Raw genomic sequence first — 19,290 nt, 5'->3', positions numbered from 1 at the left:
ACCGATCGCACGCGGACCTCGGCACCAATTGGTCGATCACCCTCGAGGTGCGGGAGAAGCACCGGCTTGTTACGCAGGGTCTCTACCGCCGCGTCCGTCACCCGATGTACCTGGCTCTCCTGCTCTATTCCGTGGGCCAAGGGCTCGTTCTTCCCAACTACGTGGTGGGCCCATCCTATGCCGTCGCCATGGCACTCCTGGTCGCCCTGCGCATCGGCCCCAAGGAGCGGATGATGCTCGAGGAATTCGGGAAGGACTATGAGGAGTACATGGCGCGGACCAAGCGTGTCGTACCGGGCGTTTGGTGACGGCTGGAGCTGGCGGCGCGCGAAGGCCCGCGCAGAAACCGCTGCGGCACAGGCGCGCCGTAGCTTGTCCGCATCGTTCGATGCGGAAGTGCATTTAAAAAAGGAGTCATATTGCCATGAAGCACATCTCGATCGGCGGACTCGACGTCTCGCGCATAGGACTCGGCGCCATGTCGATGTCCGGCTACTACAACATCGGGGCAGGAAGCGACGCCGAGTCAATTCGTACCATCCACCGGGCGCTGGACTTGGGCGTCACGCACCTCGACACCGCCGAGATCTATGGTCCCTACGCCAACGAGGGACTCGTCGGCCGGGCCATCAGGGGTCGCCGCGGCCAAGTGGCGCTGGCGACGAAGTTTGGCATCATCTCGCACTCCGGTGGCGGCCCCGGCGTGCTCGACAGCAGCCCGGCGAACGTCCGCACCGCGGTCGAGGGCTCCTTGAAGCGGCTCGGCACGGACCACATCGACCTGTGCTACCAGCACCGCGTCGACCCCAAGACTCCTATCGAGGACACCGTCGGCGCCCTGGCCGATCTGGTCGCCGAGGGCAAAGTCCGATACATTGGCCTGTCCGAGGCCGGCCCCTCCACGATCCGCCGTGCCCACGCCGTGCACCCGGTCGCCGCGCTGCAGACCGAGTACTCCCTGTGGACCCGTGACGTGGAAACAGAGCTGCTGCCGCTGCTGCGCGAGCTGGGCATCGGCTTCGTTCCCTACTCGCCGCTCGGCCACGGCTTCCTCACCGGCGAGATTCGCTCGCCCGATCAGCTCTCCGACGACGACTGGCGCAAGACCAACCCGCGCTTCACCGGGGAGAACTTCGAGCGCAACCTGCGCATCGTCGACGCAGTCCGGGCCGTTGCCACCGAGGCGGGTGCAACACCGGCACAGATCGCTCTGGCCTGGCTGCTTGCGCAGGGTGACGACATCGCCCCAATCCCCGGCACCAAGCGGGTCGCCCGCGTCGAGGAGAACACCGCCGCCGACCATATTGAGCTGAGCGCCGAGCAGATCGAACGGCTGAACAACCTCACGCCGGCCGCCGGCGAGCGCCACGACCAAGGCAACATGGCCATCATCGATCGGTAGCCACGCCGCGAGTCATGGAGAACAGCAGGCGGTGGGCGGGCGCCGAACAACGTCTAGCCCGGCGTCGCGGGCATCAGGCCTGCATGGAGAGTGGAGCCCTCATGGAACGAAGACGTCTTTTGCCTTTGGCCGTAGTGCTGTTCACTATTGGAGCCGTTGCTCTGTCTCGCTTTTCTCACGGTGTGAGAAGCGTTGATGCCGTTGGGTTATCCGGGGGCGGGTTTGCTATCGGGGTCGGGTTCGCTCTCCTCGTATTCGGAGCCGCGGGACGACTCAAGGGGTGACGCAGGCGGCACCCGGGGGCGCGCAGTTCCCCGCTCACCCGCTGCGGTGATGCGGAATGGTAGACGGGCATCTCATGTAGAAGGGTTTTTTCATGGCATTATCGACTCAGGACCGTGACGAGCTTCGTTACGCGAAGAGCCTCCTGGAACACCCAAGCCTCGCTGCAAGGATTACCAGCGTCATTGGAACACCCATCGAGAAGGGATTCGATCTTCTGCCGGCGAGATGGTCCGCCGCCGTGACCAGGGCTACGCGCAGCGCCTTGGAGAAAGCGCTCAACCTGGCAGTGACCACCATGGCGGACCACTCGGCACGTGGTGCTTCCAGCGATGTCCAGCACAAGATTCTCGCCGTCATGAGCGGCGCTGCGGGTGGCGCTTTCGGCCTTTCTGCGATAGCGATTGAGCTCCCATTTTCCACGACGGTGATGCTGCGCTCCATCGCGGACATTGCTCGAAGCGAAGGCGAGAAGATCAGGTCCCTCGAAACCAAGTTGGCGTGCATCGAGGTCTTCGCGCTTGGCGGCCGTTCCAAGACCAACGACGCGGCGGAAACCGGATACTTTGCGGTGCGCACCGCACTCGCTCGCGCCGTGTCCGAGGCCGCGCAATATATTGCTGAGCGCGGCCTAGCTGAAGAAGGGGCACCGGCTATTGTCCGCCTGATCACACAGATAGCAGGCCGCTTCAGCGTTGCTGTTTCGGAAAAGGCCGCCGCCCAGGCCGTTCCGGTTGTCGGAGCCGCCGGTGGCGCCATCGTGAATCTGGTCTTCATCGACCATTTTCAGGATATGGCGCGCGGCCATTTCGTTGTCCGCAGGCTAGAACGCGTACATGGTGCCGACTTGATACGAGCCGAATACGAGAGACTGGCCGTCTAGCAAGGCGATGCCGCTGCCCTTGCTGACGCCGGACTGACCGCTATGCCGTTGGATCGAGGGTTTCCGAATGTCCTTGAGCCGTTACGCCTGGGCCTCACCCAACAGCCTCATCGGGCTTCTTTTCTTCCCAAGCGTCGTTTTCACTAACGGCGGCTTTCAGATCGTGGACGGCGTGCTGGAACTCCACGGCTCGTTCATTTCCTGGGTGCTGCGACATTGCGTGCCGATGTCCGGCGGCGCCGTAGCCATGACCTTCGGCCACGTCGTATTAGGACGCGATCAACAAGCCCTTTCCCTGACGCGGATACATGAGAGAGTTCATGTTCGCCAATACGAGCTCTGGGGTCCTGGGTTCATCCCGGCGTACTTGCTGGCCTCGATATGGGGGCTCATCATCCGGACCGGCGTCTACCATGGGAACTTCTTTGAGCGTGAGGCAATACAGAGTGAACAGGCCGGGCGGCGCAGGGTGTTGGATGCTCCGAGCTGGCCCCCACCAAAGCCGGGCGATACAGTCTAGTCTTTCTGGACTTCTGACGTCACTGGCGAAGCAGCTCTTCAATCTTTGAACGCATTGCCCGGAAGTCCGGGGTTCCAATTGCCATCACTCCACCGGGGTGAATTTCACGAATCGCTCCCTCTCGATCCAGGAGGAAACTCACGCTCGTGAAGCTCCGGTCGTGGCCGTCGAGCCACCATTCCGTCAGAGTGCGCCAGTCGCGATCGACTCCGACGGGAAATTCAAAACCATACTCGCGCGCCAGCTCGCGTACCGCAACCAGGTTGGGATTCCCGGGCGCTTTGTGATGATACAGGCCGATGACGACCAGGCCACGGCGGGCGAAATCCTGGTGAAGGCGGTTGAGCGCCGGGGCCGTGGCGGCGCAATAGGGACAGCCGCTGCCCGCGAACCAGCGCACCAGGACAACCTTGCCCCGAAGCGAGGCCAGCGAGACCGGCGCGGATCCGATCCACTCGCGGATGTCCCATTCCGGGGGCTTCGTTCCGATTAGCTCGGAGCCTTCAACGACTCTTCGTTCCTCCGGTTGAGGCTTCGTTGCAGCTTGCGCAAGAAGCGCTGAGGCCTGTCCCGCCGAAACCCCGAGACCGCCGCCGGCCCAACCCACGAATAGCGACAACAGCCAAATCGCGCTTCCCTTGAGTCCGGGAGAAAAGGCGCGGTGTTGTCGATTTGCCGGCGGCGTGGCCGCTTGGTAGGCCGGAGGCAACGCAGGATCAGTTTTCCGTGCTCCGCTCGCGGAGGGCATCATGGCTCTCGGTGAAGCAGGTCCTTCATCCCGGTAAAGACGGGCGTCGCAGGGTTGCGCGGGGGAAGAAGAATCTGGAGAGGCCGGGAGGCGCGGACTTCGACCTCTCTTTCGCGATCCACTTTGCAGGCGCCGCAGAGGGAGATCTCGCCGATCCGGCCGGAAAGGAATTTGGCCCGGATCGAGGTGGCCACGGGGCCGTTCCAGACCTCCTCCAGGCTCTTCTCCCGAACGTTTCCCAGGACGATCTTCGCTTCGTAGTCGGTGCAGCAGAGGACGACGTCGCCGTTGAACTTGACGTAGGCCTGCTTGAAGAGCCGCGTGCAGTCGGAGTAATAGTCCATGCGGGAATGGTGGCTGATCTGCTCCGCCTGCGCGACGTTTCCGCCCCGGTTCTCCAGCATCGTGTAGCGTGCATTGACGCCGCGGCGGCGCCAGTAGCGCACCGCCTTGCGGGCGTCGATGACCTCGGTGTCGACCATCGTGATCCACAGGGCCGGCCGGCGCCGGCGCCTCCGGCGCATCTCGGCGATCAGGTGTTCGACATTCGCCAGCGTCCGGTGGAAATCGAGCCCGCCCCGGACGGTGCGCGCGTAAGCCTCGGGGTCGATCCCGTGCAGCGAGATCGCCAGTTCGTGGACCCCTCCCGGCAGCGCCAGGAGCTTGTCCACCGCCGCCGGAGAGAGAAGCGACCCGTTGGTCGTCAGGACGACCCGGGCCCGCGGGTTGGCGCGGTGGATGTAGGCGATCCGCTCGAAGATCTCGTCGTCGGCGAAGGGCTCGTTCATCAGATAGGGGCTGATCCGCCGGACGCGATGGCGGGCGCTCTCGTCGATGATCTTGCGATACAGGTCCCAATCCATCCTTCCCCGGGGCTGGTGCGGCGCGGTCGCGCCATAGGGACAGAAGACGCAATCGGCGTTGCAGCCGGTCCGGGTCTGGATCTGGATGTTCCGCGGAAAGCGGGGAATCGGCCGGCGCGTCAACCGCTTGCGCAGGCGCTCGAGGGGAGAGTCGCCGGGAAAGATCATGTAATAGCGGTTGATCTTCAGGCGCCGCGCCCCGGTCCTCTTCATGCGGGCAGGACCTCGCGATAGACCTTCTCGGTCATTTCCACCATCCGCTCCGGCCGGAACTCGCGGCTGCGCTCCCGGCCCCGGCCACCGAATTCTAATCCCTGCCTCCGGTCCGAGGCGAAGAAGAGGATCGCCTGCGCGAGCGCCGCCGGATCCCCCGGGGGAACGAGGAGGCCTTCGGAGCCTTGCCGGACCACTTCCCCGACTCCCGAGATCGCGGAAGCGACGACGGGAAGGCCGCAGGCCATCGCCTCCTTGAGGACGGCGGGCGAGCCTTCGCCGGAGAGCGACGGGAAAGCGAGGAGGTCGAGCGCGGGAAGGATCGACTCGAGATCCTCGCGGAACCCGGCGAGCCGGAATTTTCCGTCCAGCCCGAGGGCGGCAATCTGCTTGCGCAGCTCCGCCTCCTCCTCCCCTTTTCCGACCAGGAGGAACTGCATCTTCGGGGAGTCGCTCAAGCGGCCGGCCGCCTCCACGAGGATGCGATGCCCCTTGTGCTCCGCCAGATGGCCGGCGCAGCCGACGAGGAAAGCGTCCTCGGCGTAGCCCAGCTCCCGCCGGCACGCCGCGCGGTCGCGGGGGGGATCGAAGCGGCGGAGATCGGCCGCGCTGTGGATCACCCTGATCCGCTCCTTCGGGACTCCGGCCGCCGCGAGCGTCTCCCGAATCCCTTCGGAAACGGCGATCACCCGATCCAGGCGGAAGGTGTACTTGATGCGCGCGAGCGGGTTCCGGCTGAGCGGAAAGCTGACCCGGCGCGTCGCCACGGCCGCCCGCCGCCCCGCCAGGAATGAGGCGAGGGTTCCGAGGGTGACGGCATGCGAGGTATGGTAGTGGACCAGATCGGGACGGAACCGGCGCAGGATTCTCGCCAGGGCGGCGATCGCCGCGGGATCGAGCTCGCCGCGGGCCGCAAGCGGGGCCGATTCGAACCCCTCTTGTCGCGCGCGCCGCTCGAGCGGCGAGCCGGGGGCGACTGCGAGGCGGCAGCGATGGCCGCGCTCCTCCAGCCCGCGCGCGAGCAAGAGCGTCTGGGCTTCGCCGCCCCGCCATCCGCGCTCGGTGTTGACGTGCAGGAGGCTGAGCGGGGTCATGGGCGCCGCGTCGCCGCGCTTCGCTGCCCCAGCTCCCAGAGCTTGGCGTACTTGAGGAACACGGAGAAGGCGGCCAGCATGCAAAGGACGAGGCCGTGGATCCCGTCGAGAAAGCCGAGCCGGGCGACGTACATCTTGAGGAACCGCAGCGGCGGGCGCAGGCCGATCGAAACCCATCCCGAGCGCTTCCCTTCCTTATGGAGCTGGCTGGCGCCCCAATCGGAATAGAGCTGCATCTTCCTCCAATACTGCCGGAACGACCGGAAGGAATAATGAAGCAGGGGGTGGCGAAGAACGGGAAGCGGTCCCGCTAGGTCGACCTCGGCGTGCACCTCGCGCTCCTGGTAGCGCCCCTTGTCCCGGCGGAACAGGCGGATCACCTTGTCGGTCTCCCAGCCGCAGTGATTCATGCGGCGTCCCAGGAAGTGATTGGCGCGCCGGATCCAGTAGCCGTCGGACTTCTCCTCCCGGGCGAGGATGCCGCGGATCTCGTCGCGCAGCTCGGGGGTCACGCGCTCGTCGGCGTCGACCAGCAGGACCCAGGCGTGCGCCGCCTGCGGGATGGCCCAATTCTTCTGCGCCGCAGAGTTCACGTATTCGTGCTGGACGACGCGGGCGCCGAACTCCCGGGCGATCTCCAGGGTGCGATCGGCACTTCCGGAATCGACGACGAAGATCTCGTCCGCCCACGCGACCGAAGCGAGGCAGTCGCGCAGGTTCTCCTCCTCGTCGAGGGTGGGAACCAGCGCGGTGATCTTCTCCGTCATCCCTTTTTCTGCTCCTCCAGGAGCTCCTTGGCGCTGCGGCTGAACTTCCCGGCCGGGAATTCGTGGATCAGGCGCTCGAAGTAGAGACGGGCCTCGTCGGGATTGGCGGTGGAGATGAGGGCGGATCCGAGAAAGTAGAGCGTCTCCTCCGTGCGGGAGAAGTTCGGGTATTTGTCGAGGATGACCCGGAAGCGGTCGGCGGCGGCGAGGTAGGACTTGCGGACGTAGTAGAAGCGCCCGATCACGAACTCGTGCGCCGCCAGCCGCTCGCGGCACTTGACGATCTGATCGGCGGCTTTGGCGACGTACGGGCTGTCGGGGAAGAGGCGCCCGACCTTCTCGAACTCGGAGATGGCCTGGTAGGTGAGCGCCTGATCGCGATCCGGCGCGAGGACCTGCCCGAAGTAGCACATCCCTACCTGGAACTGGACGTAGGGCGCCTCCTCGCGCTGCGGGTAATACGTGATGAAGTTCCGGTAGGCCCCGAGGGCCTCCCCCAGGTTCAGGACGCCGCCGTCGAGATAGAAGGCGTCGGCGAGCTTGAGCTGCACGAGAGGCAGGAGCTCGCGGTCGTCCTGCGGCAGGCGGGTCTGCAGAGACTGCAGCAGCGCTCGGGCCTTGTAGTACCGCTTCTTGTCGATTTTGTGCACCGCGTCGCGATAGACCTGGTCGATCGGCTGGACGGCATGGACCTTCGACTGACGGTGGCAGGCGAGCGACGCGAGGAGAAGCAGCGCGAACGCCGGGAAGATGCGGGAGGCTCGGACGAGGCGGAGGCCGTGCTTTCGCGGCATCGTCACGGGCGGGCCAGGAGGTCCCGGTAGGCGGCGGGGATCCGAATCACCTGGCCTTCCCGGTTCACCGTGGCGTGGACCGTGCGGGCCTCGGCCAGGAGGGTGTCCTCTCCCTGCCGGCGAAGACGGTAGTCGAAGGTCACCCGGCTCCCCGAGATCTCCATCAGGTGCGTCTCGACTTCCAGCAGATCGTCGTAGCGGACGGGAGAGCGGTAACGGCAGATCACCTCGACGACGGGCATGAAGACGCCCTGGGATTCCATCTCCGCGTAGGAGCAGCCGACGCCCCGGAGCAGCTCGGTCCTCCCCATCTCGAACCAGGAGAGAAAGTGGGAATGGTGCGCCACGCCCATCCGATCGACCTCGGGATAGCGCACGCGGACACTCGTGATCCCGCGCTTCATCCCTCCGCCTCGCGCATCACCTCGAGAAGACGGCGGACGTTTTGGGCCGGGTCCCCCTTCCCGAACACCGCGTTTCCCGCCACCAGGATGCCGGCGCCGGCACGGACGAGATCGCCGGCGTTCTCGGCTCCCACGCCGCCGTCCACTTCGAGGCGCGTCGTCAGCCCGCGGCGGCGGACCATCTCCCGGAGCGCTTCGACCTTGCGAAGGACGGAGGAAATGAAGGCCTGGCCTCCGAAGCCGGGATTGACCGACATCAGCAGGACGAAATCGGCGAACTCGAGGATCTCCTCCAGAGCGGCCAGAGGGGTCGCGGGGTTCAGGACGACGCCGGGACTCGCGCCGATCTCGCGAATCCGGCAGACGGTCCGATGGAGGTGGGTCACCGCCTCGACGTGCACCGAGATCCAATCGGCGCCCGCCTCACGAAACGATTCGAGGTAGCGATCGGGCTCCTCGATCATGAGGTGAACGTCGAGCGGGAGCGGGGTGATCCGGTCCACCGCCCGCACCACCACGGGGCCGATGGTGAGGTTCGGGACGAAATGGCCGTCCATGACGTCGAGGTGGATCGCCCCCGCGCCGCCTTGCTCCACGGCGCGCACCTGTTCCGCGAGAATCCCGAAGTCCGAGGACAGGACCGAGGGGGCGAGGATCGCCTTTCCGGCGGTCTGGCTAGCCACTGTCTTCTCCTTCCGAGCTGACGACGAGCGAGATCGAATCGCCCTCCCGGAGCGGATATCCGGCCGGAGGATACTGCTGGAGCACCGTCCCGCCCGGAACGTCCGGAGCGGCTTCGCGGCGGATATTGCCCACTCGGAATCCTGCCTGCTCGAAGATTCGCGTCGCCCCCGCCAGGTTCTGACCTTCGACCGCCGGCATCACCCAGACTCGCGGGCGCGCGCCCTTGCTGACGAGCAGATCGACGATTCCCTGGCGCGCCCGGGGCGTCCCCTGCGGCGGCTCCTGGGCGAGGATTCGATCCCCGCCCATCGTCGGGCTGTAGGCGTAGGCAATGTCGCCGATCCGCAACCCCGCTTGCTGAAGGGCGATCTGCGCCCGCCGCGCCGGCTGATTCACCAGCAAAGGGACCTGCAGGACTTCGGTGCCGAGACTGACGATGACCCGCACCTTCCGGTTGCGCTTCAGACGGGCGCCCCCGGGCGGATCCTGGACGACGATCTTGCCCGCCTCGACGTGAGGGTCGCTGCGCTCACCGCTCCTTTCGACGGTCAATCCAGCCGCCTTGACCACCGCGGCCGCCTCCGACAAGGTCTTCCCTTCCAGCGCCGGGACCTCCACTTCGCCCCCCCGGACGGTCTTCTTCATGAAGAGGTATCCGCTGATCCCGGCGGTACCCAGCAAAGCCGCGACGAGAATGCCCCACTTCAGGGTGGAGAAGAGGACTCGGGTCGTAACGGGTCGTCGAGGGGGAGCAGGGTCCGCGGGGAGGGGATCCATCTTGTCCAAGTGATTGATGTGTCGCTGTTAACGCGTTCCGAACCTGGGGCGGCATCTTAGCATAGGGATCCCACCGGTTCAACAGACGGACGGCGCTTCCGCCCCTTGGCGCTGCAGGACAGCCGCGAAGAATCCGTCGCAGCCATGGCGGTGGGGCCAGGTCCGGAGGAAGCCGGAAGAGGCGACCGCGGAAACCATTTCGGGCGGGAGCGAGGCGCGAGGATCCCGAACGGCGAAGTCGGGGTGGCGGCTCAGGAAGCCCGCGATCCGGTCCTCCCCTTCCTCAGGCTCGAGACTGCACACCGAGTAGACCAGGCGACCGCCCCGGGCGACCAGGCGGGAGGCCGTCTCCAGAAGCGCGTCCTGGCGCAAGACCAGGGAGACGATATCGGCCGGCGATCGCCTCCAACGTATCTCGGGCTGCCGCCGCAGGATCCCCGTGCCGGTGCAGGGAGCATCGAGGAGAACGCCTGCAAAGGAGCTTCCGGCAGGGGGTGGCTTCTCGAGGTCCGCGACCACGGGCATCACCTGGGGAAGATCGAGCCGGTCGCGATTCTCCACCAGAACCCTGATGCGCGAGAGGCTTCGATCGATCGACAGCACCCTGCCGCTCCGGCCGGCGAGGGAGGCGAGCCCGAAGGACTTGCCGCCGGGGGCGGCGCAGAGGTCGGCCAGGATCTCCCCGGGGCGCGCCTGCATCAGGAAGACGACGGCTTGGGAGCCTTCGTCCTGGAGATAGAACTTCCCCTCGCGAAACGCCCGGCTCTTCTGGGGCCTGCCGCCGAGGACGCGCAGGCTGCCGGGCAGGAGAGGAGATCCGGCGGTCGCGATTCCTTCCCCGGCGAGTTCCTCCGCGAGCCGGGCCGCATCGGTCCGCGAGCCGTTTACCCACAGCGACAGCGGCGCGGGAGAGACGAGGCTCGCCGCGAGGCGGCACGTCTCTTCGTCGCCCAGCCGCTCCCGCCATCGCTCGATCATCCAGCGGGGAAGCGAATAGCTCAGCGCCATGAAGCCGTCGGGATCATCGCCTTCCTCGGGGAGGCGGAGGGCGGGGCGATCTCGCGCCGCCTTCCGGAGAACGGCATTGACGAAGCCGGCGGAGCGCTCCCCCAATCGCCTCCGGGCGATTTCCACCGATTCGTTAACGGCGGCCGAAGCGGGGACCCGGTCGAGATGGAGGATCTGGTAGAGGGCGACGCGCAGCGGGGCAAGGAGCGCGGGATCGATCCGCTCGAGATCGCGGCCGGAGAGCCGGACGAGATGGTAGTCGAGCCCCGACCGGCGCCGGAGCGTTCCGTAGACGAGCTCGGTCGCGAGCCTCATGTCGCGATCGTCGGCGAGGCGATCGCCGAGCCGCGCCAGCTCCTCGCTCGCCCGGCTGCCGGCTCGTTCCAGGTTGTCGAGAATCTCACAGGCCAGCGAGCGGGGATCGGCGGCCGCGTCAGAGCGCTTTCGTCTCACCCGAGAACCCCCCCCCGGCCAGCCACCTGCCGCGGACCGCTTCCTCGCCGCTCACGCGGCGCCCTCCTTCCCGCTGGAGCTCCTGGAGAACGACGCTTCCGCCCGCGCCGCACGCCACGCGCGGCTCTCCACCGCCCGCCAGGATCGCCCCCGGAGCGGCGCGCTCCTCCTCGCCGTGCCGCGGGGCGCCGGCGGCGGCGCGCCAGATCTTGAAGCTCTTCCCCCCCAGGGAGGTCGTGGCTCCAGGGCGGGGATTCATGGCGCGAATCAGGTTGACGATGAGGGTCGGCGCGTGGCTCCAGGCGATCCGAGCCGTTTCCGGGCCGATCTTCGGCGCGTAGGTTTGGCGGTCGACGATCTGAGGGCGGGGCAGGATCCGGCCGGCGGCAATCCCTTCGATCGTCTGCGCCAGCAGGCCGGCCCCGAGTTCGGAAAGCCTCTTCTCGACCTCTCCCGCGGTCTCCTCCGGGCCAAGGGACGATTCCTTCTGGAGCAGAATCGGCCCCGTGTCGATCCCTTCGTCCATGAGCAGCGTGGTGACTCCGGTCGTCGTCTCACCCCGCAGGATGGCATGAGCGATCGGCGCCGCCCCGCGATACCGCGGAAGCATCGACGCGTGGAGGTTGATGCATCCGAGCGGAGGGAGCCGCAGCAGGGCCGCGGGGAGTATCAGGCCATACGCGACGACCACCGCCGCCTCCACCTCTTCCGAGGCGAGGCGGGCGACCGCCGCCTCGTCCAGTCTCTCCGGCTGGAACACCGCGAGGCCGCGCTCCAGCGCGGCGCGCTTGACGGGAGAGGGCGATATCTTGCGGCCGCGTCCCGCGGGGCGATCGGGCTGGGTCAGGACGAGTCGAATCGCGTGTCCGGCATCGTGCAGCCGGGTGAGGGAGGGAACGGCAAAGTCGGGGGTGCCGAGGAAGGCCAGCTTCACGATCCGACCCCGGCCCACTCGCCGGTGCGGATCAGTTTCTGGATCCTCTTGCGGATGATGCGGCGCTTGAGCGGACTCAGCCGCTCAAGGAACAGGATTCCGTCCAGGTGATCGATCTCGTGCAGCAGGGCGCGCGCCATCAGGTCCTGGCCGCGGATCCGGTACTTCTTGCCATCGAGGTTGAGCGCCTCCACTTCGGCGACGGCGGGACGCTGGACCATTTCCGTGATCCCCGGGATGCTCAAGCACCCTTCCTCCTCGGTCTGGGACCCGTCCACTGAAAGCACCCGGGGATTGATCAGGACCAGAAGCTGCGAGGGATCCTTGCCCACGGAAAGATCGACCACGGCCACCCGGCGGGAGACGCCAACCTGGTTCGCCGCCAAACCGACGCCCGGCGCGGCGTGCATCGTCTCGACCATGTCCGCCACGAGCTGGCGCACGCCAGTGTCGATTTCCGCCACCTCGTCGGCGCGGGTCTCGAGGACCTTATGGGGATAGATGACGATTTCTCGGAGAGCCATGCCCTTTCACACCGAAAAAGGTAGAAGCCGCAACGAGACTCCGGCCCCGTTGCGGCAATTCGAAACTAGCACGGCGTTTCCGAGGGTGTCAAGGAGGGAGGATGGGGGAGGGGATCTCAGTGCCTTCCCTTCTTTTCTTCCTGCTTGCGGGGGGGAGGCGCCTGCCGTCCACCCTGGGGGCGGGAGCGCTCAATCCGCTCAGGCGCGGAACGCTGTTGCGGTCCCTGCACCCTCTCGCCGCGGGAGGGGGATCCTTCCGGCCGGACTCGCTCTTCCCGGGCCGTGGCTCCGGGTTGCGCGGGGCGAGATCGGGACCGAGCACCCTCCCCGAATATCCCGTCCAAAACCCTGCGCGAGGCGTCCCGCGAGTCGCCGTAGCCGGAAGGGGCGCCCCGCTCCCGTCGCGGACGAGGCGAGATCGAGCCAGGGCCCTCCTCATACCCCCGGCGCGACCCGCCTCGATTGTCAGTTCCGTAGCTGCGATAGACGTTCGGCGCATCGCGGTCGGCCCTTTGAGGCGCCGACTCCCGGCGCGGCCTGGGGTCGTTCATCCCCGGGCCGCGATAGAAGCTCCGCTGTCGATTGCCGTCTGTAGCCGACTCCGAATCCGGCTCTCGCTGAGGTCGCGGCTCGGTGGTCGAGGGGCGACTCGGCTCTCGGCGCTCGGGGCGGCGCCGTCTCTCGGCACCGGGGCCGGTCTGGGAACCGCTCTCCCGGCGCGGCCGGGGCTCGAGCCGGGGAGGGGGATCGGCTTTTCGATCCTGGCCGTTCTCCCGGCGCGACGGATCCTGGGGAACTGCCGAGTCGGGGGATTCCCTGCGCGGGCGGATGCGCTCCCTGTCGTTGCCTCCACCCTGAGGCTCGGGACGTCCCCTTTCCCTTTCCGGACGGACTCCTTCGCCCCTTCGCTCGGTTCCAGGCCGTCCGACCACGCCGGAGTCGCCTCCCGGCTCGCGTCCACCGCGAGGATTCACGCGCTCCGAAGCGCTGCGACCGTTCGGAACCCTTTCGGGACGCGGAGCGGCCTGTTGCCTTCCGCCCCGGAGGATCCTCGGCTCGGTCCCGGTGCGGTCGGGGGCGCGGCCCCGGATCGAGTCATGCTGTCGGCCCGCTTCGCGGCGGTCGAGCTGCCGGAACGGCACCAGGTTCTCCCGTCTCCCCGGCTCGGGCAGATCGATCCGGTGCGCTCCGTTGGCGCTTTCCCGGTAGATTCTCTGCGCCAGATCGGGGCGGTTTCCGATCCGATCGGGAGAGAATCGCGGAAGCACTTTCGTCGTCACCGCTCCCTCGAGGCGCGGCACGCGGTCGGCCTTGACGATGAGGCGCGAGGCGCCGCGATCGGACAGCCGGTTGAGGGGCAGGAAGTTCCATCCGCCCCCGAAGCGGTTCACCGTCACGTTGGTGATGTTGATGTTCACGTTCACGTAAGCGGGACGGTTGTAGTAATCGAGAGGGCACCATCCGATGTAGCTGGGGGTCACGGCCCAGCTCACCCAAGCGCCAGAGAAGACGCCGCCCGGGATCCAGAACCAGCCCGCGCTTGAGAGCCACTGCCATCGTCCGTAGTGGTACGGGACCCATCCCCAGGGCTCATAGGCGACCCAGACCCAGCCTCGGGGGCACGAGGTCCAGTAGCCGTTGTAGTAGGGCCGCCATCCCACCGTATAGCTCGCCGGACGCCAGACCCAGCCGTAGCTGACCATCCATTCCCAATCGCCGTAGTTGTCCAGCTCCGTGACGTAGTGCCGCACGGGCGCGGGGACCGCCTGCACGTACTCCCGGTCGTCCCCTTCGTCTTCGGGGAGGTAGCTCGCCAGCCTCTCCTCGCACCAGGCATCGAAATCGTCGAGCCGGAGCGTGTTATAGCTTCGCGCCTCGTCGGGCGCCGAGCCGAGCTCCACCTGGCTCATCATCCCGTCCCGGACGAGCATCGAGCCGTCGTCTCCCGCCAGCTCGGCGACGCCCCTGAGCGAAATCAGCGTCGTGGTTCCGCGATCTGATTCGACCCGAAATCGCCCTTCCCCCTGGATATAGACCGATGACTCGGGGGTGTCGATGCGCGGATCGCCCGAGCCGCCGCCCCGGTAGTCGATCTCGATCCTTCCATCATGGAGGCGCAAGGCGGTCGCTTCCCGGCTTCCGGACTCGGGATCTTCCATCCCGAGAAACTCGACCTGCGTGTCGGAGTCGAGCCAAAGAACGGTGCCGTCGGGAAACTCCACCTCGGCCCGGCCATCTTCGGTCGACAGGAGATCGCCCGTGAAGACAGGCGAGTTGATGGTCGCGTCTACCCGGTCTTGCTCCTGCTGGCGCTGCAGCACTGCATCTCCCTCCAGGGCCCGAATCCGGGCGGGAACGTCGCCCGAATAGGAGTCGCCATATTCCTCCTCGGAATAGGCCGGGAGCGCGGCTAAGGGAACGAGCAGCGACAGGAGGAGGATTCCTCTCAGAACCACATCCCACCTGCTCCATGCGACCGACAATCTTTTCACCTTACCCCTCCTTGGGCTCAGTCCGCTACGACCGGCCCGCGTCTTCGTGCTTTTCAGAAGGAGCCAGAAACGTGCCAAGAGCGCCCTTTCCGGAAACCCATGGCCTCCAGGCACTTCCACGAAGAACCCCGACCGGGGCGCGCGGCTTTACGTATTAATGGACATCGGCTGTCACGCGCGGAGTACAGGAGAACCCCAATGAAGCTCCGATTCCGGCTCCCTTGACCCGCGTCGACCCGGACGCTAGAGTTAATCTAGTTTCCTTTGAAAAGGACGAGGATGAAGCCTTCCCTACGGCTCTATCGCGGCGCGATTCTCCTCGGGGCGCTGGCCGTGGGTTTTACCCACGGGCCGCTCCAGGCCGCCCACAAGGAGCCCCGGGAGGAGGGGCGCAAGAACCCCAAGATCGTCCTGTCCGCCACTCCGGCCTTCGGGTTTCCGCCCCTGAGCGTGCAGCTCGTCGCGACCCTCAGCGGCGTCGGCGACCGCGATCCCAACTTCTGCCACGCCGTGGTCACCTGGATCCGAGTGGATCCCGGCTCAGCTCCCGAGACCGGAACCAAGCTCAGCGAGGCGCCCCGGTGCGTCCACGGAGAGGAGGAAGTCTCGGTGGTTACTTCCTTCAGCAAGACCTTCGACTTGTATTCCCCAGGCGCCTACCTCTACCGCCTCGTCGTGGAAGGGAAGGACGGGAAGCAAGTCCGATCCAACTTCGTTAAAGTCCAGGTGATGCGCGTCCCCTGAGGTGGTCGCGAGAGCCCGCTAGGGCGTTGCCGGGCCTTGTTCCTTGGGGGCCGCGGGATCTTCCAGCGGCTCCTCCTTCAGCTCGATGCTCCTGTACTTCGCCGAGGCGGGATCGGGCTCGATCGATTGCAGGCACCATTCCGCCGCCGAACCCTCGGGCAGCCGGATCCAGGTCCATTTTAGGTCCACCGACTCGACAACCTCACGCTTCGGGCCCGGCGTCTTCCCTGGCCGCAGCCGGATAATCGTTCCAAGGGGCCTTCCCATGATGTACAGGATGGCGCCTGGGGGAAACTCGTTGAAATTGATGTTGACGTACTCGGGCCTCAGAATGCTTCGGAATGTCATGGAGGGACCGGCCGTCACGGAATCGTGAACCTTGAAAAAGGCTCCGTTGCCCAGGGCCCCCAGCTTGATGACCTCGACGCCGTCGGATGAAAAGGTCACATGCCCTGTCTTGCGAGCCTCTTCATAGCGCTTAACCCGCTCCGACAGATCCTGGGGCGCGGCATCCGGGTGACAGGCGAGATAATGGTCCCGGTAGATGGGCTGGTTGAGGTTCCAGATCCCCTCGGAGTACTTGAAAACCAGCTTTGATTCCTGGGGAACCTGGACTCCGCATCCAAGAAGCAAAAGAAGGAGGCCGACGCCGGATACGATGCGCTGTCCGTTCATCGCCTCCTCCGCTGGGGCGGGTTCTCCGCCGCTAAATCCTCTTTCTTCGGGCCACCGACCTAAGGCATTCTAGAAAGGCCTCGAAAGGGTGTCAACGCAATCGCTCCAAGGGATGGGCCAGGAGCTCCCCGCGGTTCGAGGAGGACGATGATCACGATTGCCCTGCGTCATTCCTGGCGCCTGTCGCCGCGCAGCGCCATCCGGCTCCAGCGCCGCCTGGCGGAGAGAGTCTCCATCAGCCCCTTCCGTGGCCCGATTCGATGCGTGGCCGGCGCCGACGTCTCGTACGATCCGGGCTCCGGCCGATTCCACGCCGCCGTCGTCCTTCTGGAGTGGCCGGGCCTGTCGGTCCTGGAGGTCGCGCGGGCGAGCGGGCGTTCCCCCTTCCCTTACATCCCGGGCCTTCTGAGCTTTCGCGAGATCCCTCCCCTGCTCCGCGCATTCCGCCGCCTGGGACGCAAGCCCGACCTGATCTTTTGCGATGGGCAGGGGCTCGCGCATCCGCGGCGATTCGGGCTCGCCTGCCACCTCGGGCTTCTCCTGGACATTCCGACGCTCGGATGCGCGAAGACCATCCTGGTGGGCGAGCACGCGGAAGTGCCTGGGCGCCGCGGAGGGCGCCGCGGCCTGCTTTTCGAGGCGAAGCGGGTCGGGACGGCGCTCCGGACCCGGGAAGGAGCGCGACCCGTCTTCGTCTCCCCGGGCCATCGCCTTTCCGTCGGCCAGGCGGCGACCTGGGCGATGCGCTGCGCGGGGCGCTACCGGATTCCGGAGCCGACGCGCCTCGCCGATCTCGAAGTGTCCCGGATGCGCCGGAACGCCCTCGGAAGGCGCCGGCCGACCGCGGCGCCCGCGGCCGGATATGTTAGAATCCGCGCGCATTCCGGGCCGATCCGTCGGAGCGATCCTTGAGCGAGAATTCCGGCCTCGAGACGAAGTGGGCGCGGCTCCGGGAAAACATGGTCCGCAGCCAGATCGAGGCGAGAGGAATCCGGGATCCGCGCGTCTTGCGGGCGATGAGAAAAGTGCCCCGGCATCGCTTCGTGGACGCTGCGAGCCTGGAGCATGCCTACGAGGATCGCCCGCTTCCGATCGGGCTGGATCAGACGATCTCCCAGCCTTACATCGTGGCGTTCATGACCGAGCAGCTCCAATTGAGAGGCGGCGAAAGGATCTTGGAAGTCGGGACAGGCTCGGGCTACCAGACCGCGGTCCTGGCGGAGATGGGCGGGGAGGTCTTCACGCTCGAAATCCACGAGCCCCTCTCACGAATCGCGCGTCAAAGGCTCGCGGAGCTCGGCTACGGCAACGTTCGTTTCGCCGTGGGGGACGGGCGCCAGGGCTGGCCCGAGGAGGCTCCGTTCGGCGCCATTCTGGCCGCCGCTTCGGCCGAAGCCGTGCCTCCGGCCCTGCTCGAGCAGCTGGCGATCGGGGGACGGCTGGTCCTGCCTCTCGGCGTCGAGCATCAGGATCTCATGATGATTACCCGGACCGCCGAAGGGGACGTCGCCCGAAATCTCCTCCCGGTCCGCTTCGTCCCATTGGTGCACGGCTGACTCGCTCCTGAGTCCGATCATCGGAAAGAATTGGAGATCATGTCCAAGGTCATCACCTCGAGAAAAGAGGACCCGGCCCGCTGGTACACCGACGTCGTGACGCGCTCGGAGCTCGCGGACTACTCACCGGTCAAAGGTTGCATGGTGATCCGGCCGCTGGGCTACGCCCTGTGGGAGCGGATCCAGGGCTCGCTCGACGCGCGATTCAAGGAGACCGGGCACCAGAACGCCTATTTCCCGCTGTTCATCCCCGAGAGCTTCCTGCACCGGGAGAAGGCCCACGTGGAGGGCTTTTCCCCCGAGCTGGCGGTCGTGACGATCGGCGGCGGCAAAGAGCTGGAAGAGAGGCTGATCGTCCGGCCGACCTCGGAGACGATCATCTACAGCATGTTCTCGAAATGGATCCGCTCCTACCGGGACCTCCCGCTGCTGCTCAACCAGTGGGCCAACGTCGTGCGCTGGGAGATGAGAACGCGGCTGTTCCTGCGCACGACCGAGTTTCTCTGGCAGGAGGGCCACACCGCGCACGCGACGGAGCAGGAAGCCGAAGAGGAGACGCTGCGGATCCTCGACCTCTACTGCGATTTCGTCGAATCGGAGATGGCCCTTCCCGTGTTGCGCGGCATCAAGAGCGAGCAGGAGAAGTTCGCGGGCGCCCTGAGAACGTACTGCATGGAGGCGCTGATGCAAGACGGGCGGGCCCTCCAGGCGGGAACTTCCCACAACCTCGGCCAGAACTTCTCGAAGGTCTTCGACGTGAAGTTCCAGAACCGGGAAGGGGGCATGGACTATGTCTGGCAGACGAGCTGGGGGGTGTCGACGCGGTTGATCGGCGCGATGGTCCTCGGCCACGGGGACGACCAGGGCCTCGTCCTTCCTCCGGCGCTGGCCCCGACGCAGGTGGCACTGGTCCCCATCTGGAAGACCGAGGAAGAGAAGAGCCAGGTGCGGGAAGCCGTCGAGGCGATCCGGAATTCGCTGGGCGGGCGGGTCCGCCTGCACGCCGACATGCGGGAGGAGCTGTCGCCTGGCTTCAAGTTCAACGAATGGGAGCTGAAAGGGGTGCCGCTGCGCCTCGAGCTGGGCCCCCGGGACGTGGCGCAGCGTCAGGTCACCGCCGTCTCCCGGCTGGATCGGAAAAAGCAGCCCGTGCCCTGGGACGGGCTGGAGAGCCGGGTTCCGGAGCTGCTCGCCTCGATCCAGAAGGGCATTTACGAGCGCGCCCTCAAGTTCCGCGACGAGAACACGCGTCCGGCCGGCAGTTACGCCGAGTTCAAGGAGCAGCTCGAGAGTCTCGGCGGATTCTTCGAAGCCCTCTGGTGCGGGGCCCCCCGGTGCGAGTCGATGATCAAGGAAGAGACGAAGGCGACCATCCGCTGCATTCCTCTCCAGGGACAGGACCGGCGGGGCCCCTGCCTCTACTGCGGCTCGCCGGCCGAGACCCGGGTCTATCTCGCCCGAGCCTATTGATAT

General features: G+C 66.5%; 21 protein-coding genes. 8 read left to right on the top strand and 13 right to left on the bottom strand.

Annotated elements, in window-relative coordinates; genetic code table 11:
- The 4 genes from VGR67_08865 to VGR67_08850 all read left to right on the top strand — a co-directional run.
- Positions 1 to 308, top strand: a 308-nt coding sequence (locus tag VGR67_08865; protein ID HEV8336512.1) for an isoprenylcysteine carboxylmethyltransferase family protein, incomplete at its 5' end; no start/stop codon positions are given.
- Positions 309 to 424: 116 nt separating this feature from the next.
- Positions 425 to 1,402 carry an aldo/keto reductase gene (locus tag VGR67_08860; GenBank protein HEV8336511.1) on the top strand — a complete coding sequence of 326 codons (978 nt, stop codon included), beginning with the start codon at positions 425 to 427 and terminating at the stop codon, positions 1,400 to 1,402.
- 376 nt (positions 1,403 to 1,778) lie between these two features.
- Positions 1,779 to 2,567 (top strand): EcsC family protein, encoded by a 789-nt coding sequence (locus VGR67_08855; GenBank protein HEV8336510.1) that lies wholly within the window; start codon positions 1,779 to 1,781, stop codon positions 2,565 to 2,567.
- 73 nt (positions 2,568 to 2,640) lie between these two features.
- Positions 2,641 to 3,087, top strand: a complete 447-nt coding sequence (locus tag VGR67_08850; GenBank protein HEV8336509.1) for a hypothetical protein — start codon at positions 2,641 to 2,643, stop codon at positions 3,085 to 3,087.
- A gap of 19 nt (positions 3,088 to 3,106) precedes the next feature.
- Here VGR67_08850 and VGR67_08845 read toward each other — a convergent pair whose 3' ends face one another.
- The 12 genes from VGR67_08845 to VGR67_08790 form a co-directional block, all read right to left on the bottom strand.
- The gene (locus VGR67_08845; protein ID HEV8336508.1) at positions 3,107 to 3,838 is read right to left on the bottom strand and encodes a TlpA disulfide reductase family protein; all 732 of its coding nucleotides are present in this window, start codon (positions 3,836 to 3,838) and stop codon (positions 3,107 to 3,109) included.
- A complete protein-coding gene (locus VGR67_08840) occupies positions 3,835 to 4,911 on the bottom strand; it encodes a radical SAM/SPASM domain-containing protein (protein ID HEV8336507.1) in 1,077 nt (358 codons plus the stop codon). Before VGR67_08840 ends, VGR67_08845 begins: the two co-directional genes overlap by 4 nt.
- A complete protein-coding gene (locus tag VGR67_08835) occupies positions 4,908 to 6,005 on the bottom strand; it encodes a glycosyltransferase (GenBank protein ID HEV8336506.1) in 1,098 nt (365 codons plus the stop codon). Before VGR67_08835 ends, VGR67_08840 begins: the two co-directional genes overlap by 4 nt.
- A complete protein-coding gene (locus VGR67_08830) occupies positions 6,002 to 6,772 on the bottom strand; it encodes a glycosyltransferase family 2 protein (GenBank protein HEV8336505.1) in 771 nt (256 codons plus the stop codon). The genes VGR67_08835 and VGR67_08830 overlap by 4 nt, the downstream gene beginning before the upstream one ends.
- Positions 6,769 to 7,566, bottom strand: a complete 798-nt coding sequence (locus tag VGR67_08825) for an outer membrane protein assembly factor BamD (protein ID HEV8336504.1) — start codon at positions 7,564 to 7,566, stop codon at positions 6,769 to 6,771. The genes VGR67_08830 and VGR67_08825 overlap by 4 nt, the downstream gene beginning before the upstream one ends.
- A 2-nt stretch (positions 7,567 to 7,568) precedes the next feature.
- Positions 7,569 to 7,970 carry a thioesterase family protein gene (locus VGR67_08820; GenBank protein HEV8336503.1) on the bottom strand — a complete coding sequence of 134 codons (402 nt, stop codon included), beginning with the start codon at positions 7,968 to 7,970 and terminating at the stop codon, positions 7,569 to 7,571.
- Positions 7,967 to 8,653, bottom strand: coding sequence for a ribulose-phosphate 3-epimerase (gene rpe, locus VGR67_08815; protein ID HEV8336502.1), 687 nt, complete (start codon positions 8,651 to 8,653; stop codon positions 7,967 to 7,969). Before rpe ends, VGR67_08820 begins: the two co-directional genes overlap by 4 nt.
- On the bottom strand, positions 8,646 to 9,299 hold the full coding sequence (locus tag VGR67_08810; GenBank protein ID HEV8336501.1) for a PASTA domain-containing protein: 654 nt from the start codon (positions 9,297 to 9,299) through the stop codon (positions 8,646 to 8,648). Before VGR67_08810 ends, rpe begins: the two co-directional genes overlap by 8 nt.
- 210 nt (positions 9,300 to 9,509) lie before the next feature.
- Positions 9,510 to 10,892 (bottom strand): 16S rRNA (cytosine(967)-C(5))-methyltransferase RsmB, encoded by a 1,383-nt coding sequence (rsmB, locus tag VGR67_08805; protein ID HEV8336500.1) that lies wholly within the window; start codon positions 10,890 to 10,892, stop codon positions 9,510 to 9,512.
- Positions 10,873 to 11,826, bottom strand: coding sequence for a methionyl-tRNA formyltransferase (gene fmt, locus VGR67_08800; GenBank protein HEV8336499.1), 954 nt, complete (start codon positions 11,824 to 11,826; stop codon positions 10,873 to 10,875). Before fmt ends, rsmB begins: the two co-directional genes overlap by 20 nt.
- The gene (gene def / locus VGR67_08795) at positions 11,823 to 12,350 is read right to left on the bottom strand and encodes a peptide deformylase (protein ID HEV8336498.1); all 528 of its coding nucleotides are present in this window, start codon (positions 12,348 to 12,350) and stop codon (positions 11,823 to 11,825) included. Before def ends, fmt begins: the two co-directional genes overlap by 4 nt.
- Before the next feature lie 116 nt (positions 12,351 to 12,466).
- Positions 12,467 to 14,806 carry a DUF6600 domain-containing protein gene (locus VGR67_08790; GenBank protein ID HEV8336497.1) on the bottom strand — a complete coding sequence of 780 codons (2,340 nt, stop codon included), beginning with the start codon at positions 14,804 to 14,806 and terminating at the stop codon, positions 12,467 to 12,469.
- A 315-nt stretch (positions 14,807 to 15,121) separates the two neighbouring features.
- On the opposite strand from VGR67_08790, the gene VGR67_08785 reads away from it, so the two are divergent.
- Positions 15,122 to 15,586, top strand: a complete 465-nt coding sequence (locus tag VGR67_08785; GenBank protein HEV8336496.1) for a hypothetical protein — start codon at positions 15,122 to 15,124, stop codon at positions 15,584 to 15,586.
- A gap of 18 nt (positions 15,587 to 15,604) precedes the next feature.
- Here VGR67_08785 and VGR67_08780 read toward each other — a convergent pair whose 3' ends face one another.
- On the bottom strand, positions 15,605 to 16,261 hold the full coding sequence (locus VGR67_08780; GenBank protein HEV8336495.1) for a hypothetical protein: 657 nt from the start codon (positions 16,259 to 16,261) through the stop codon (positions 15,605 to 15,607).
- A 147-nt stretch (positions 16,262 to 16,408) separates the two neighbouring features.
- Between VGR67_08780 and nfi the strand changes: the two genes are divergently transcribed.
- The 3 genes from nfi to proS are packed head-to-tail and all read left to right on the top strand — an operon-like array spanning position 16,409 to position 19,287.
- On the top strand, positions 16,409 to 17,173 hold the full coding sequence (gene nfi / locus VGR67_08775) for a deoxyribonuclease V (GenBank protein HEV8336494.1): 765 nt from the start codon (positions 16,409 to 16,411) through the stop codon (positions 17,171 to 17,173).
- Entirely contained in the window at positions 17,170 to 17,817 is a 648-nt protein-coding gene (locus VGR67_08770) for a protein-L-isoaspartate(D-aspartate) O-methyltransferase (GenBank protein ID HEV8336493.1), read from the top strand. Before nfi ends, VGR67_08770 begins: the two co-directional genes overlap by 4 nt.
- Positions 17,818 to 17,856: 39 nt before the next feature.
- Positions 17,857 to 19,287 carry a proline--tRNA ligase gene (gene proS / locus VGR67_08765; protein ID HEV8336492.1) on the top strand — a complete coding sequence of 477 codons (1,431 nt, stop codon included), beginning with the start codon at positions 17,857 to 17,859 and terminating at the stop codon, positions 19,285 to 19,287.
- Positions 19,288 to 19,290: the final 3 nt, after the last annotated feature.

The organism is Candidatus Polarisedimenticolia bacterium (assembly GCA_036004685.1).
Taxonomy (GTDB): Bacteria; Acidobacteriota; Polarisedimenticolia; order Gp22-AA2; family AA152; genus DASYRE01.
The sequence above is the reverse complement of the archived record's forward strand: the minus strand, read 5'-3'. Positions and strand labels throughout refer to the sequence as shown.

Coding starts and splice junctions, on each gene's coding strand:
- VGR67_08860 (HEV8336511.1), top strand. CDS start 425: ATGAAGCACATCTCGATCGGCGGACTCGACGTCTCGCGCATAGGACTC.
- VGR67_08855 (HEV8336510.1), top strand. CDS start 1,779: ATGGCATTATCGACTCAGGACCGTGACGAGCTTCGTTACGCGAAGAGC.
- VGR67_08845 (HEV8336508.1), bottom strand. CDS start 3,838: ATGATGCCCTCCGCGAGCGGAGCACGGAAAACTGATCCTGCGTTGCCT.
- VGR67_08840 (HEV8336507.1), bottom strand. CDS start 4,911: ATGAAGAGGACCGGGGCGCGGCGCCTGAAGATCAACCGCTATTACATG.
- VGR67_08835 (HEV8336506.1), bottom strand. CDS start 6,005: ATGACCCCGCTCAGCCTCCTGCACGTCAACACCGAGCGCGGATGGCGG.
- VGR67_08830 (HEV8336505.1), bottom strand. CDS start 6,772: ATGACGGAGAAGATCACCGCGCTGGTTCCCACCCTCGACGAGGAGGAG.
- VGR67_08825 (HEV8336504.1), bottom strand. CDS start 7,566: ATGCCGCGAAAGCACGGCCTCCGCCTCGTCCGAGCCTCCCGCATCTTC.
- VGR67_08820 (HEV8336503.1), bottom strand. CDS start 7,970: ATGAAGCGCGGGATCACGAGTGTCCGCGTGCGCTATCCCGAGGTCGAT.
- VGR67_08810 (HEV8336501.1), bottom strand. CDS start 9,299: ATGAAGAAGACCGTCCGGGGGGGCGAAGTGGAGGTCCCGGCGCTGGAA.
- def (HEV8336498.1), bottom strand. CDS start 12,350: ATGGCTCTCCGAGAAATCGTCATCTATCCCCATAAGGTCCTCGAGACC.
- VGR67_08785 (HEV8336496.1), top strand. CDS start 15,122: ATGAAGCCTTCCCTACGGCTCTATCGCGGCGCGATTCTCCTCGGGGCG.
- VGR67_08780 (HEV8336495.1), bottom strand. CDS start 16,261: ATGAACGGACAGCGCATCGTATCCGGCGTCGGCCTCCTTCTTTTGCTT.
- nfi (HEV8336494.1), top strand. CDS start 16,409: ATGATCACGATTGCCCTGCGTCATTCCTGGCGCCTGTCGCCGCGCAGC.
- proS (HEV8336492.1), top strand. CDS start 17,857: ATGTCCAAGGTCATCACCTCGAGAAAAGAGGACCCGGCCCGCTGGTAC.